This is a genomic window from Ralstonia sp. SET104 (genome assembly GCF_003851545.1).
Lineage (GTDB): Bacteria > Pseudomonadota > Gammaproteobacteria > Burkholderiales > Burkholderiaceae > Ralstonia.
Genome location: NZ_BHVX01000006.1, coordinates 1 through 14,222, shown reverse-complemented (window position 1 = coordinate 14,222; position 14,222 = coordinate 1). Strand labels below are relative to the sequence as shown.

Here is a 14,222-nt window from a genome sequence, read left to right as displayed (position 1 = left end):
CCAGGGTCTGGGACGCCGTTGTCCAAGTCACCCTGATCACCAGGGCCTTCACCACGAAGTGCGCGAATCGCCTTTGACCCGCGCAATGGTGCTATGCAACAGGCATGCCAGGCTTGCAAAGCCTTGTGCTGCCTGGGTTTGCAGAAAACTGAACAGAAGGCGGCTGGCGCGCATGCCTCATGCGCGAGCACCGCGCCGCACGGTTTCGGTGCAGGCGCGATTCGGAATGGTGCGGCACAGCAAATGCGTCGGCCACAGCCAATGGCGACCGGCACATCACGTGTGCCGACTCAACGGAAGGGAAGCTGCCTGACCAGGCTTCGAAGTCAGTAGCCGTGCGTCACGATCGACAGCACCGACAGATCCGGATGCGTGCCGTCAACGATGCTGCGCGCCACGTGCACGGCTTCTTCCATGGCCTCTTCCGGGCTGCGGAAGGTGTCGTCGCCATCAGCATGAAAAGGCACGACATGGCCCGGCAATTGCGGATCGGCGCCAGGGTGGCACACGTAGCCGGTGTAGGTGTAGCGCGTGGAGTTTGTCCGCGTCGGGCTTGGCACGACGTGAATCTCGAACCCTTCGTAGAGTTCTTGCGGCGCGGTGATGAACTGGTCAGACATGGTGGCCTCGCTGGGTTAGCGTGTACCTGCTGCGCCGGCGCTTGTGGCGCGGCGCAGCTGCCCTTGGTTCAACCAGTCTAGGTGATGGTGTGCACGTTGGAATCCGGCGGGTGGATGGCACGCGCACCCACCGCCGTGTGTGGGCGCTGCACGTGCCGCGCTATGCGCGTTTGATCAGCCGGATGATGAACAGCAGGATCACCGCGCCGATCACCGCCGTGATGATCGAGCCGATCCAGCCGCTGCCCAGCGAGATGTGCAGCACACCGGCCAGCCATCCGCCGATGAACGCGCCGACGATACCAACCACGATGTCGACAAAGATGCCAAAGCCGCCGCCCTTGACCAGGATGCCGGCCAGCCAGCCAGCCACTGCACCGATGATCAGCCAGGCAATCAAACCGTGTGAGGCCATGTTTGCGCTCCAAAGAAATGTGCGTTCTTGAAACCCGATCTCGATCCGTAGCGAGCGACCCGAGGTTGGCACGAGACGCGCAGCCGTACAGGTGTACGGTGAGCATCGCAATGCCAAGCTCGGGCCGCGCAGCAGGATCGCGAGCAGGTTTTTTGAGGGACTTTGCTGCATAGGCATAGTAGGCGAAGACAGCACAATCTCCATGTGCGTTCGACGGGGTTTTTGCAATTTAACGCGCATGCTGCAGTGCGACAGCACGTCACATCCCAAGCCCGGCAAGCCCGCCTAAACTTTCAGAAATTCATGAAGATTGAGAAAAATCAAAACGATGCAACTTTCCCCCTTGAAACAGCGCTTCGTTCTGCATTTCGGCGAGATGGGCAGCCGTTGGGGCATCAACCGTACCGTGGGGCAGATCTACGCCCTGCTCTACGCAGCACGCGAGCCGATCAACGCAGACGAGATTGCCGAGGCGCTGGGCTTCTCGCGCTCGAACGTGAGCATTGGCTTGAAAGAGCTCGAGTCGTGGAAGCTCGTGCGCCTGTCGCACAAGCCGGGCGACCGGCGCGAATACTTCTCGGCCCCCGACGACGTCTGGACGATCTTCCGCACGCTGGCCGAAGAGCGCCGCAAGCGCGAGATCGACCCCACGCTGTCGCTGCTGCGCGACGTGATGCTCGAATCCCCCACCGACCCGGATGACCGCCATGCCCAGGCGCGCATGAAAGAGATGTACCAGCTCATCACGCTCATGACCAACTGGTTTGACGACGTGCAGAAGCTGGACGCCGAATCCCTGCAGCAGCTCATGAAGATGGGTGCCAAGGTGCACAAGCTGCTGGAAATGAAGAACAAGCTTGCCGTTGTCGTTGGCGGCAAATCAAAGTAGTCCGCTCCCAAGAAGAACCATGTCGCTCGATCCTGTTGTCCTGGCGCGCATCCAGTTCGGCGCCAACATCACCTTCCATATTCTCTTTCCCACCATCAGCATCGCGCTCGCATGGGTGCTGCTGTTCTTCAAGCTGCGCTATCGCAAAACCGGCGACGAGGCCTGGATGGCCGCGTATCGCTTGTGGGTAAAAGTCTTTGCACTGACGTTCGCGCTGGGCGTGGTGTCGGGCGTGACGATGAGTTTTCAGTTCGGCACCAACTGGCCGGGCTACATGAATACCGTCGGCAACATCGCCGGGCCGCTGCTGGCCTATGAGGTGCTGACCGCGTTCTTTCTAGAGGCCAGCTTTCTCGGGATCATGCTGTTCGGCACGGGCCGCGTGAGCCAGCGTATCCATACCTTGGCGACCTTCCTTGTCGCGTTGGGTACGACCATTTCGGTGTTCTGGATCATCGCGCTCAACTCGTGGATGCAGACGCCCGCCGGCTACGTGATGATCGATGGGCGCGCGCATCCGCAAAGCTGGCTGGCAATCATCTTCAACCCGTCGTTTCCGTATCGGTTCACGCACATGCTGCTGGCCTCGGGGCTGACAGTGTCGTTTCTATTGGCCGGATTGTCCGCTTACCGCTGGCTGCGCAACGACCGGGGTGCCGACGTGCGCGCCGCACTCAAAACCGGTGTGATGCTCGCGGCCATGCTGATCCCGCTGCAGATTGCCGCCGGCGATGCGCACGGCCTGAACACGCTGGAACATCAGCCGGCCAAGCTGGCCGCCATGGAAGGCATCTGGCAGACCGGGCGTGGCGTGCCAGCCGTGCTGTTCGGCATTCCCGATGCGGCCACGCGCAGCAACCGCTACGAGATCGCGGTGCCGAAGGTGGCATCGCTGTACCTCACACACTCGCTCGACGGCGAGGTGCGCGGGTTGGACCAATTCGACCAGCATCCGCCCGTGCTGCCGGTGTTCTTCGCCTTCCGCTTGATGGTGGGCGTGGGGCTGCTGATGCTGGCGGTGTCGTGGACAAGCGCCTGGCGCCTCTTTCGTAACGGTGGTGGTGGCGAATTGCCGCGCGGGTTGGCGCGCGCACTGGTGGCAATGACGTTCTCCGGCTGGGTGGCGGTGGTCGCCGGCTGGTACGTCACAGAAATCGGCCGCCAGCCGTGGCTCGTCTACGGCGTATTGACCACCGCGCAGGCTGCGTCTTCGGTACCCGCCAGGATGATCGGCAGCACGCTGGCGATGTATCTCGCGCTGTACGCCTTCCTCATCGCCTCGTATATCGGCGTGGTGTTCTACCTGGCCCGCAAGGCCGGCGGCGCCATTGACCCGACCGACGCAGACATCCCCAGCACACACGCCTCGCAACTTTCCGCCGCCAGAGCCCAAGCATGAACACCCTCCCCGACCTCACCCAACCCGCCGGCTGGCTGCCGGTGGTGTTCATGGCCCTGATGGGCATTGCCGTGCTGGCCTACGTTGTCCTCGATGGCTACGACCTCGGCGTCGGCATCCTGCTGCGCCGCGCAGACGACGCCGAGAAAGACACCATGATCGCGTCCATCGGACCGTTCTGGGATGCCAACGAAACCTGGCTCGTGCTTGGTGTCGGGCTGTTGCTGGTGGCGTTTCCCGCCGCGCATGGCGAGATTCTGGGCGCGCTGTATCTGCCCGTCGCCATCATGCTGTTCGGGCTGATCCTGCGTGGCGTGGCATTCGACTTTCGCGTCAAGGCGCGCGCGCACCACAAGCCGTGGTGGAACCGCGCGTTCTATGCGGGCTCCGTCATTGCCACCGCGGCGCAAGGTCTGATGCTCGGGTTGTACATCACGGGTTTCCAGTACGACGCGGCCAACGTTGTCTTTGCGATCTGCACCGCAGGCGGTTTGATTGCGGGCTACCTGCTGCTGGGCGCCACGTGGCTCATCATGAAAACCGAAGGCGCGCTGCAACTGCGCGCAGTGCAGTGGGCACGCGGCAGCCTGTGGTTTACCGCGCTGGGCGTGGCCGCCGTGTCGCTGGCCACGCCGTGGGTCAGCACGCGTGTGTTCGACAAATGGTTTGCACTGCCGAACATCATTCTGCTGGCGCCTGTGCCGCTGGTGACGATCGTACTGTTCGGCCTGATCGACTGGGTGCTGCGCCGCCTGCCGCAGCAGATCGCCCGCGGCGACGAGCACCTCGTATGGGCGCCGTTCGTCGGCACCGGAGCCATCTTTCTGTTGGCCTTCAATGGCCTGGCTTACAGCCTGTTCCCTTACCTGGTGGTGGATCGGCTCGACATCTGGCAAGCCGCCAGCGCGCCGGAGTCGCTCGAGTTCATGCTGGTGGGTGTGGCCATCGTGCTGCCAACCATCGTGGCCTACACGATCTACTCGTACAAGGTCTTCCACGGCAAAGCGACAGAGCTGCGGTACTACTGAGCACGCCACCCGCACACCCGGCATTGACCGGACCGCGGGCGGACGTTCAGGCTCATGCGCTCATCTACCCAAGTGCACACGCCACACGCCACACGCCAGGATCACCGGCTACGTCCGCTACATCACCAGCGACGAGCGCAGTTTCTTCCGCCCGGTGCGTTCCTGACGCACGCCTAGCCCAACTGCTTCTGCTGCGACAGCACCCACAGCATCGCGCCCACTGCTTCCGCCTGCGAGCGCGTGCAGGTCTTCTCAAAGATGGCACGCAGTTGCGAGCGCACCGTCGACATGGCGACATTGACGTTGGCGGCGTATTCGTCGGGCGTCTTGCCGGCGATCAGCGCTTCGCCCACTGCAGCCTCTGCAGCCGACAAGCCAAAGACCTGGCGCAACTGCATCGCCGTGACAGGCGCGGCATCGCCACGGCGGCGCGCTGTCACCAGCATCGCAGCATCGCCAAACGCCGCGTGCGCCGCGTTGGCCGGCAACTGTGAGATCCCCAGGAAGATTTCGTGCGGAGCCCCCAGCACCGGCCGTACGGCAAAGCTCTCGCCCCTGCGGGACTTCGCCACGCGCGCCAATGCGGCCTGCAGGCCATCGTTGTCGGCCGCAAACGTGGCGCACAGCCGCCCGTGTTCGAGCCGCAAACAGGTCGACGCGCGCAGCAGCGCTTCAGCCTGCGCGTTGGCAAACAGCACACGCTGATCGCGCCCGAGTGCGAACACGGCCAGGCCAAGCTGTTCCATCAGTTCCGCACCAACGGCGGCATCGCGATGCAGCACGCGCGTGTCTTGCCACAGGTTGATCGTGCGCTGCAGGTGGCCGGTCATGCTAACGGCGTTAAAGCGGTCTTCCTCTGAGAACGGCGTGCGCCCGGTTGCACGCAACATGCCGAGCAGGATGTCGCTGCCGCCCGGGCGCGCCAAGCGCACGCCCATCAGGTAACGAAAGCCCGACGGAATCTGATAGTCCTGATAGAACTCGCTGCGCTCGACGTATGCATCGGACACGTAGTCCTGGCAGAAGGCGAACTCGCCGATGGCAGCACGCTGAACATGCTCGCGACGCGGGTCGAGCGCACCGTAATACTGGTCGTAGAGGGCAATGACCTCGTCCCACCCCCTCCCGGGGGAGTACGTCGAAAGATGGGGCGCATTGCGAGCGGCGTCCCAACTGAACATGTGGAACACGTTGGCACCCAGGGCTTCGGTGACGTCATGGAACACGTCCAGGAAACCATCCTGTGTCACCGCGGCTTCGTACAGATCACCAATGAGCTGGTCTTTGAGCACACTTCCCTCCCCCGAAGGATGGCTGTCCGGCCATGTCGCCCGTCGCGCTCGCCGTGGTGGTCGGCGCCGGGCATATTGTGTGCGCGAACGTAACACGCGCTTGCATGCATCAACATCCCTCTTTTTGGGGAACATTTCCTCCAAATGAATGATGCCGGCCACGAGGCCGCCTTTCAGAATCTCCGTGCAGAGCCACGTTGCCGCACAGACGGCACACCCACAACACCCCACGGAGGATCTTCATGAAACTCACGCCCATTGCACTCGCATTGGCCACGCTCGCCCTGTCCGCATGCGGCGGCGGCGATTCCGGCAGCAACACCGGCGGATCATCCGGCGGTGGCGGCCTGACGACACAGACCGTCAGCGGCGTCGCCGCCACGGGTGCCGCCATGCAGGGCGCCACCGTCACGTTGATGGACGCCAATGGCAAATCGGGCAACTGTCCGGCTGACGCCACCACGGGGGCCTTCAAATGCGACGTGACGGGGCTCACGGCACCGTTCGTGCTGTCTGCCTTGGGCAACGTGGCCGACTCACAAGCCACGCTGATCGCGCTGTCCGCCACCGCGGGCACGCAGACGATCAACATCACGCCCATCACCAACGCCATTGCCGCCACCATCGTGGGCGACAACCCCGGCACGCTCCTGAACAACACGAGCCTGCTGCAAAGCAAGGTGACCGCGCAGGCCGTCTCCAGCACGGTGGCAGCGTATTCCGCCGCGCTGGCCAATCTGCTGGCGGCCACGGGCAACACGGGGGTGAACCTGATCTCCGGCCCACTGACAGCCGGCGGCCCGGGGCTGGACCGCCTGCTCGATCAGGTGAAGGTGAATGTGCTGCCCGACGGCAGCGTGCAGATCAGCTCGGTGGCCGGCGCGTCGAGCGACACGCCCGTGCAGTTGCAGCTTGCCAAAGGCGTGGCGCCGCAAGCCAGCGATGCCTCCAGCCTGCCGAGCACCGCGACCATCGGCGGCACAACGGTTTCCAACCTGCCGACGGCCACCGACCTGGCCGCGCTGCAGACCGCGTTCAACCAGTGCTTTAGCGGCTCCACAGCCGCCACGCGCACGAGCAGCAACGCGCCAGCGGCCTGCCACCAGATTGTCGTGGACGATGTGCCGGCCGGCTCGTTGAGCACAGGCGTGCCCGCCACTTACCTCAGCAACGGCCTGAATGTGGCCCAGGAATTCGGCCCGTCGAGCAGCGGCACGCCCGGCATTGTGGCGGACGATGCCATGAACAACGCCAGCTTCAGCACGCCGGAAATCATCCGCCTGATTGCCAACGGCCAGGGTGTCGTCGATAGGCTGTGGATCAAGTTCTCCTGGACCCGCGCCGACGGCATCCGCGACGGCATGCAGCAGATCGCGCAGATTGCCGTGGTCCCGGCTGCCCGCGCCAGCGGCGACAACGGCTGGCGCGTGGTCGGCAACCAGCGCGCCGTGCTCTCCAGCATCAACGCCAACGCCAAGAAGTTCGACTGGCTGAACACGGCCAAGCCGATGACAGGCACCAACGCCTTTGTCAGCTCGATCTCCATGTCGGTCGGCACGGTGGACAACGCCAATGCGCCGGTCGACTTTGGGATCGTCACCGGCCCTGGCCTGCGCAACGGGGTGTTCCTCCAGCCGTCTGCCGGCACATGCAACACGCTCAATATCCGCGCGCAGATTGCCTCTGGCCAGACAATTGCGCAGCTTGCCGCGTTGCCCAAGCAAGGCGCTTGCCGCAATAACTACCGGCTGGCAGGCGTGGCACAGGATCCGGCCAACGACGGCGCGTTCACCTGGCCCACGGCCAACACCGCGTGGTCGAATCCCCCGTTGAGCGCGACCGAACTGGCGACCATCACGCCATTCAGCGAATATCAGATTGCCATCTACCAGAACGGCAATCAGGCTGCGCCGGCCAAGACCTACAAAGTGCGGCTGCGCACGCCGGCACCGGCGCCCATCGCGATGCGTCAGTACACGTGGCAGGACGTCTCGCAAGCCACGCGCGACATCCAGACCCCGGGCACGGCTTCTACGTTTGCAGGCGGCACCACGCTGCCGGTCACGTGGACGGCCAAGGCCGGCGTGCCCTTCGTGAGGCGTGCCGACGCGCAGATTCGCGCCACGACAACCCAAACCGTCTTCGTCAACGGCTCAGCACGTGCCAAACCGGCAGCGGCAGGCACCACGCTCACGGTCAATGTGCCGGGCGACCAGGGTGCGGCCTTCCCGTCGGTGGCGGGCTGGACGGGCACATCAGACTTCTCATTCACCAATCTGTTGTGGTCCGATCCGTTCGACCTGACATTCACCACCTCGGTCGAATACGACCGCTGATACATAGTGCACACGGGGAAGGCACGCTGATCCGGCCCGCGGGGCTTGCTGCCTCGCGGGCTGCGATCAACTAACAAGCGGCTTGACAGCTTGATGAAGACGCCGGGCACCCAGTGCCCGGCACTAAGACGTTTCTCGCGCGCTCTCAGCGCGCTTTCAACGCGCTTTCAACCTATTCGCGGTACGCTTACGGCCTTTCGCCTGATCTGGCTTTCATCGCTTTCGCACCGCCTCATGCCCACCCTGCAACACGTCGACCTGCGCACGGACACCGCCGCCCGCCCCTTCATCAAGGACGAGACTGTCCACGTCGACTTTGCCGCTGCCCACGGCGAGCTGATGAGCCTGGAAGGCCCCAACCGCTACGCCCCCGGCGATGCGCTCATCACCGGCTCCACAGGCGACCGCTGGGTGGTCTCGCGCGAGCGTTTCAACGCGAAGTACGCCCCCGCCGATGCATCGCTCACGCACGGCCAAGCCGGTGCCTACCGCAACCGCCCGAGCGTTGTGCTGGCCAAGCAGATGAGCGAAGCGTTTTCGATGGCGCGCTCCGAAGCCGGCGATGTGCTGCACGGTCAGGCCGGCGACTGGGTACTCCAATACGCCCCCGGCGACTACGGCGTCGTGCAGGCGCAGCGCTTCGCCAAGGTCTACCGGCCCGCCTGAAGCGCTATTGCGCCGTCTGCTGGCGCTCGGCTTCGTGATGCTTCATCTGCAGGTAGTCCTGCCGCTCCACTTCATGCAACTGACGCGGGTACTGCTCAGTGGCGTTGAACCACGTATTCAGGCGCTGCTGCAGGCGCTTGTCCGGCGGCGCAGACAGCGCCTTGAGATAGGCATCGATGGCGAGGTAATAGCGCATCGTGTTGCGCTCAAGCAGGCCGCGCACGCCGCCCACGTATTCAGGTGCGGCGGCTGACGATTCCGCTGTCTTCGTAAAGCCCACCTTGTCGCTGCCCACTGTGCCCAGATACGTGCGCATGGCCAGCCGGCCGGCAGTGCCGTAGCCATACGAATACGTCAGATGCAGGAAGGTGTGATTGCCGCCTGCTGGGGCAGGAACCGCCTCCAGCATGATGCGGTAGTCCTTCGTGCTGAAGGGGCCGGATGCGGCGTTGAGTTCCACGCGGAAGTAGTCTGCGCTGCTGGCGACGGGGCGGTAGTTGAACACAAGCCGATAGCTGCTGGACAAGGACTGCTCGATCTTGCGACCGAGGTTTACGTCGAGCACGGTGCCACTGGTGCTGGGCACGGCGTGGCAGTACTTGATGTTCAGATGCAGGATCAGCACGTCGCACCAGTTGCCGGGGCCTTGCGCCGCGTCGCTCAGCGCGCTGCTGACGGTGGCAAACGGATAGTCGACCACGCTGTAGATGTCGCCCTTGAGCAGGTTGGGCGTCTCGGTGGATTCAAGCGCCAGCGGGCGGTGGAACGGGTTGTCAGCCAGTTCGGGCGCCACGCTCTGGTATTTGTCGCGCAGGCCCTGGGCGTTGTCTGCCGCGCGCAAGACGGGGCTCAGGCAGAGGCCAACCATCAAAACCAGCAGGGCAACCGGGCCCCGCCAGGCGGTATGTCGGTGGAAGGTCATGGACATGGCGTTCTCGTGCAGTTGTTCTTCATTCTAGGGGCCGCTGATAGACACGCAGTCGCAACAAATGGTCCTGCGGATGCAACCAACCATGCGGCGTTCTGTCATCACGCTGGCGCGGTGCGGCCCGGCGCGGCTCGGTAAAATGAGCGCTTCCTTGCCTCGTGCCTTCCGGCGCTTTCGGCACCATGCCCACCCTCCTCGTCGCAATTCGCGAACGCATCGCCAACCAGGTCCGCGGCCTCACGCGTGCGACCGGCAGCCTCACTCTCGACATTGCTTCGCCGCCCGGCGACCCCGGCCTGTTTGGCCCCGATGCAATCTGCTGGAAGGTACACGCCGATTTTCCGGCAATGATGGCCGGTGGCATCAGCGCCCTGTTGTTGCAGGCGCTGCACCCGCGCGCGCTGGCGGGCGTGTGGGACCACTCCAACTTTCGCGAAGACCTGCAAGGGCGCCTGGGCCGCACCGCGCAGTTCGTGGCCGGCACCACATACGGCAGCCGGCGCGATGCACTGGCGCTCATCGAGCGCGTGAAGACGATCCACGACCGCGTGCAAGGCACCGCGCCCGATGGCCGACCCTATTCGGCCAACGATCCGGATCTGCTCACCTGGGTGCACGTGGCCGAGATGTCGAGCTTCCTGGCAGGCTATCTGCGTTATGTGGACAACAACTTGAGCAGCGCACAGCAGGATCGCTACTTTGAAGAGACCGCACTGGTGGCCGAGATGCTCGGCGCGCGCGAGGTGCCGAAATCGCGAGCAGCCATCCAGGCCTACCTGAATGCAATGCGCGCCGAGCTGGTGGTCAGCGATCGCACGCGCACGGTGGTGGAGGTGTTGACGACGTGGCAGGCGCCGCGCCCGGGGCTGCGTCCGGCAGTGCGCTTGTTTCTCGATGCCGGCATCCAGTTGCTGCCGCCGTGGGCAATACAGATGCTTGATCTTGAGCGGCCGCCGCTGCAGGCGGCCTTTGCGTCGGCTGCCATGCGTGCCGTGGCGCCCACGCTACGCTGGGCGCTGTATGAGGGCAGCGTGGCGCGACGCGCTCGGCGGCGCGCGCTGGCGCCTGCCACGAGCTAGCGCGCCTGCGCGTTACTCAATGGCCTCTGCGAGCGACACCTTGCCGCGAAGCACCTTCTCTTCCAGCCGCATGATCAGCAGCGGCGAAACCACCGACACCGCAGCAGCAAAGAAGAACAGATGCCGGAAGGCGCTTTCGCCCGCGCGCTGCAGGGCCTGTGCATCGGCACCGCTGCTGGCAAGCGCTGCGTGGAAGAGATCCATCAGCACATCGCCGCCGGCTGCCACCTGCGCTTCGGGTGCCGCCTGACGCAGCAGCGCAATCAGCACGGAGGTCAGCACCGCTACGCCCACCGCGCCGCCCAGCAGGCGCGAGAACGCCGTGAGTGCCGTGGCCAGCCCCACTGTCTGCGGCGGCACGGCGTTTTGCGTGGCAACCAGCCCGGTCGGGAACTGCACGCCAATCGACAGGCCCAGCACGATCATCGCCAGAGTCAATGGCAACACGCTGTGCGGATCAAGCAACCCCAGCGAAGCCACGGCAAACGGCACCACGCATGCGCCGATCAGCATCAGCGGCTTGTAGCGGCCGCTGTGCGTCATCCACTTGCCAGCAATAAAGGCCCCCAACGGAATCGACAGCGTGAGCGGCACGAGGCGCAGGGCGGCCGCATCAGGGCTGGCGCCGGCCACCATCTGGAAGCGCAACGGCATCAGCACAGACGTGGCGATCAACTGGAAGAAGCACAAGAACAACGCCAGACAGCAGATCGTGACCGTGCGCACGCGAAACATCGACAGCGGAATGATTGGCTCGACAGCGCGGTTCTCTTGCCAGACGAACGCACCCAGAAGCACCACGGCTCCCGCCAGCAGACCAAGGTTTTCCGGCTGCGCGAGCGGCGCGCCCTGCCCCACGCGGGTAATCATCAGCAGCAATGCCGTCAGGCCCACGGCAAACAGCACCACACCCGGCACGTCGATGGGGCGACGCTGGTGCGCCACCGGCAGATGCCGCAGCGTGCGCCGCACGACCAACAGCGCGACGATGCCCAGCGGCAGGTTGATCCAGAAAATCCAGCGCCACGACAGGTAATGCGTCAGATAGCCGCCAATCACGGGGCCGGCCAGGCTGGCCATGGCCCACATGCCGCTCACGTAGCCCTGGTAGCGCCCACGCTCGCGCAGCGGCACCACATCGGCAATCGTCGCCTGCGACACCGAGATCAGCCCCCCGCCGCCCAGCCCCTGCAACACGCGCGCAAACAGCAGCATCGGCATGCTGGTCGCCAGTGCACACGCCACAGAAGCCAGCACGAAGAGGATGATGGCCGTCGTCAGCATGGCGCGGCGGCCGTAGAGGTCACTCAGCTTGCCGTAGATGGGCGTGACAACGGTGGACGCCACCAGATACGCCGACACCAACCACGCCATCAGCGCGAAACCGTTGAATTCGCCCGCAATGACCGGCAACGCCACGGCCACAATCGTTTGCTCCAGCGCGCCCAGCAGAATGGCAAGCATCAGCCCGCCCATCACTGCCATCACGGGAATCTCGGCCACCGGTGGCGTATCCAGCGGGCTGGATACCGGCGCAATGGGCGCAACAATGGGCGCGGTGTGCGCGGCGGGCGTATCGGGCTGGGGCGGTTCAATGCTGGGGCGGGAAGACATGAGAATGTGCGCGAATGCCGCTCGAGGCACGCATGCCCGCGTGCCAATGGGAAAAGCGAAGCCGTTGATGATACTGCCGATTCGCATTCGTTGCAGAGTCAACGATCTGGTTTTCGGACAATGTCCTCATAACACCGGCCGACGTTTGCCGTCATATCAGGCAGCTCTTCGGCCAAGAACTCGATGAACGCCCGCACAGCCGGCACAAGCCCCCGGCGGGACGGAAACACCGCGTGAAACTGGTGCGCCGGCAGGCGGTATTCCGGCAGCAACACGACCAGCCGGCCATCGTGAACCGGCTCTGCGCACAGGTTGAACGGCAATTGCGCAACGCCGACGCCCGCCAGGGTGGTCTGCCCGATCAGGTACAAGTCGTCCGTCACAAGTGCTGGGATGTAGTCGATATCGACCGCGCCGCCTTCCGGTGCGGTCAGACGCCAGCGCGTCCGCTCGCCGGCCGCACCGCCAATGCCGACGCCCATGACGCCGTGCATCGATTCCGGTGTCTCGAACGGGCCGTGCTCGGCCACGAACGACCGGCTGGCCACCAGCACCTGATCGCTCACGCCAAAGCTGCGCACAACTAGGTTGGAATCGTCCAGCGTCGAGCGAACGCGCAGCGCCACGTCGTAGCCGTCACCAATCACATCGACACGGCGGTTCGTCACGTCCAGTTCCAGCCGCACGTCGGGCTGTGCGTGCAGAAATTTCGACAACACCGGGGCGATAAACACGTGTGCCACGCCCACTGGGCAGCTCACGCGCAAGCGGCCCGAAGGTTTTTCGCCCGCATGCTCGGCCACCTCGAAGGCGGCGCGCGCGGCCTGCGTCATCGATTCGCAATGCGTATAGAACGCCGAACCTACGTCCGTCACGTGCACGGCCCGCGTTGAACGCTGGAGCAGCCGCACACCCAAACGCGTTTCCAGATCGGCCACGCGGCGGCTTACACGCGATTTGGGAATCCCCAGCGCCCGCGCGGCACCGGAAAAACTACCGTGTGTCACCACACTGGCAAACAGGACGAGGTCGTTCAGGTCTTCCATGGCCGCTCTCCAAAGAGTTGGCGCATTGTCTCACTTATAGAACGATGTGTGCCGATTTGACCCACTACTGGAACTTGCTGCGCCGCACTATCTTTGCAGCAACCCACCTTTTTCTTGGAGAGACACCATGCAAGTCCTTCACATTGATTCCAGCATCCTCGGTGACGCCTCGGCCTCGCGCCTGCTGAGCGCCGCCATTGTTGACGAGCTGCGCCGCGAAAACCCCAGCGCCAGCGTCGTCCGCCGCGACCTGTCGGTCGAAGCCATTCCCCACCTGGATGGCGCCATCGCCGCCGGCTTCCGCGCCACGGGCACCGATGATTTTGACGACGCCACCCGCGCCGAGCACGCCCGCTCGGAAGCGCTGGTGAACGAACTGCTCGCCAGCGACGTGATCGTGGTCGGCGCGCCGATGTACAACTTCTCGGTGCCGAGCCAGCTCAAGGCCTGGATCGACCGTGTGGCGCAAGCCGGCCGCACGTTCAACTACACAGCCAACGGCCCGGTTGGCCTGGCAGGTGGCAAGAAGGTCATCGTCGCGTCGACGCGCGGCGGTGTGTATTCAGTCGGACCGGCCGCCGGCCTGGATTTCCAGGAAGCCTATCTGAAGGCAGTGTTCGGTTTCTTCGGCATCACCGACGTGCAGTTCGTGCGCGCGGAAGGCCTGGCGATGGGCCCAGACGCCCGCGCGCAAGCCCTGGAAGCCGCACGCGCCGCCCTGCGCGACGTCGTGAGCCAAGCCGTGGCTGCCTGAGCGAACAGGTTGCGGCGCGGCGAGACGCGCTCCACAATCAGCCGCGCAGAACGTCAAATGGGCGCCAGCAGCAATGCGGCGCCCATTTCTTATGGCTATGTCTGAATAAACTGTTGAGGTCGTGCTCTGCCCAGGCTGAGCGCGATACATAACGGC

The 14,222-nt window shown here is 64.4% G+C and carries 13 protein-coding genes; 7 read left to right on the top strand and 6 right to left on the bottom strand.

Annotation, left to right across the window (positions count from 1 at the left end):
* Nucleotides 1-326: 326 nt before the first annotated feature.
* On the bottom strand, nucleotides 327-620 hold the full coding sequence (locus PSUB009319_RS09385) for a hypothetical protein (RefSeq protein ID WP_124381964.1): 294 nt from the start codon (nucleotides 618-620) through the stop codon (nucleotides 327-329).
* A 160-nt stretch (nucleotides 621-780) separates the two neighbouring features.
* Entirely contained in the window at nucleotides 781-1,035 is a 255-nt protein-coding gene (locus PSUB009319_RS09380) for a GlsB/YeaQ/YmgE family stress response membrane protein (protein WP_124381963.1), read from the bottom strand.
* Between the two features lie 328 nt (nucleotides 1,036-1,363).
* Here PSUB009319_RS09380 and PSUB009319_RS09375 point away from each other — a divergent pair, with 328 nt between their 5' ends.
* Genes PSUB009319_RS09375 through PSUB009319_RS09365 form a run of 3 tightly spaced genes read left to right on the top strand, consistent with a single transcriptional unit; the run spans nucleotide 1,364 to nucleotide 4,351 of the window.
* Nucleotides 1,364-1,924 (top strand): GbsR/MarR family transcriptional regulator, encoded by a 561-nt coding sequence (locus PSUB009319_RS09375; protein WP_024978557.1) that lies wholly within the window; start codon nucleotides 1,364-1,366, stop codon nucleotides 1,922-1,924.
* A 19-nt stretch (nucleotides 1,925-1,943) separates the two neighbouring features.
* A complete protein-coding gene (locus tag PSUB009319_RS09370; protein ID WP_124381962.1) occupies nucleotides 1,944-3,323 on the top strand; it encodes a cytochrome ubiquinol oxidase subunit I in 1,380 nt (459 codons plus the stop codon).
* Nucleotides 3,320-4,351 (top strand): cytochrome d ubiquinol oxidase subunit II, encoded by a 1,032-nt coding sequence (locus PSUB009319_RS09365; protein ID WP_124381961.1) that lies wholly within the window; start codon nucleotides 3,320-3,322, stop codon nucleotides 4,349-4,351. Before PSUB009319_RS09370 ends, PSUB009319_RS09365 begins: the two co-directional genes overlap by 4 nt.
* Before the next feature lie 173 nt (nucleotides 4,352-4,524).
* Here PSUB009319_RS09365 and PSUB009319_RS09360 read toward each other — a convergent pair whose 3' ends face one another.
* Nucleotides 4,525-5,643 (bottom strand): helix-turn-helix transcriptional regulator, encoded by a 1,119-nt coding sequence (locus PSUB009319_RS09360; protein ID WP_124381960.1) that lies wholly within the window; start codon nucleotides 5,641-5,643, stop codon nucleotides 4,525-4,527.
* A gap of 242 nt (nucleotides 5,644-5,885) precedes the next feature.
* On the opposite strand from PSUB009319_RS09360, the gene PSUB009319_RS09355 reads away from it, so the two are divergent.
* Nucleotides 5,886-7,979 carry a hypothetical protein gene (locus tag PSUB009319_RS09355; protein ID WP_124381959.1) on the top strand — a complete coding sequence of 698 codons (2,094 nt, stop codon included), beginning with the start codon at nucleotides 5,886-5,888 and terminating at the stop codon, nucleotides 7,977-7,979.
* A gap of 234 nt (nucleotides 7,980-8,213) precedes the next feature.
* Nucleotides 8,214-8,645 carry a PGDYG domain-containing protein gene (locus tag PSUB009319_RS09350; protein ID WP_124381958.1) on the top strand — a complete coding sequence of 144 codons (432 nt, stop codon included), beginning with the start codon at nucleotides 8,214-8,216 and terminating at the stop codon, nucleotides 8,643-8,645.
* A 4-nt stretch (nucleotides 8,646-8,649) separates the two neighbouring features.
* Here PSUB009319_RS09350 and PSUB009319_RS09345 read toward each other — a convergent pair whose 3' ends face one another.
* Nucleotides 8,650-9,573, bottom strand: a complete 924-nt coding sequence (locus PSUB009319_RS09345) for a hypothetical protein (protein ID WP_124381957.1) — start codon at nucleotides 9,571-9,573, stop codon at nucleotides 8,650-8,652.
* A gap of 182 nt (nucleotides 9,574-9,755) precedes the next feature.
* Between PSUB009319_RS09345 and PSUB009319_RS09340 the strand changes: the two genes are divergently transcribed.
* The gene (locus tag PSUB009319_RS09340) at nucleotides 9,756-10,652 is read left to right on the top strand and encodes an oxygenase MpaB family protein (RefSeq protein WP_124381956.1); all 897 of its coding nucleotides are present in this window, start codon (nucleotides 9,756-9,758) and stop codon (nucleotides 10,650-10,652) included.
* Nucleotides 10,653-10,664: 12 nt separating this feature from the next.
* On the opposite strand, the gene PSUB009319_RS09335 is transcribed toward PSUB009319_RS09340, so the two are convergent.
* Nucleotides 10,665-12,266, bottom strand: a complete 1,602-nt coding sequence (locus PSUB009319_RS09335; RefSeq protein ID WP_124381955.1) for an MDR family MFS transporter — start codon at nucleotides 12,264-12,266, stop codon at nucleotides 10,665-10,667.
* 98 nt (nucleotides 12,267-12,364) lie between these two features.
* Nucleotides 12,365-13,312, bottom strand: coding sequence for a LysR substrate-binding domain-containing protein (locus PSUB009319_RS09330; RefSeq protein ID WP_124381954.1), 948 nt, complete (start codon nucleotides 13,310-13,312; stop codon nucleotides 12,365-12,367).
* 127 nt (nucleotides 13,313-13,439) lie between these two features.
* Here PSUB009319_RS09330 and PSUB009319_RS09325 point away from each other — a divergent pair, with 127 nt between their 5' ends.
* Nucleotides 13,440-14,066: an FMN-dependent NADH-azoreductase gene (locus PSUB009319_RS09325; RefSeq protein WP_124381953.1), complete on the top strand. Its 627-nt coding sequence runs from the start codon at nucleotides 13,440-13,442 to the stop codon at nucleotides 14,064-14,066.
* Nucleotides 14,067-14,222: the final 156 nt, after the last annotated feature.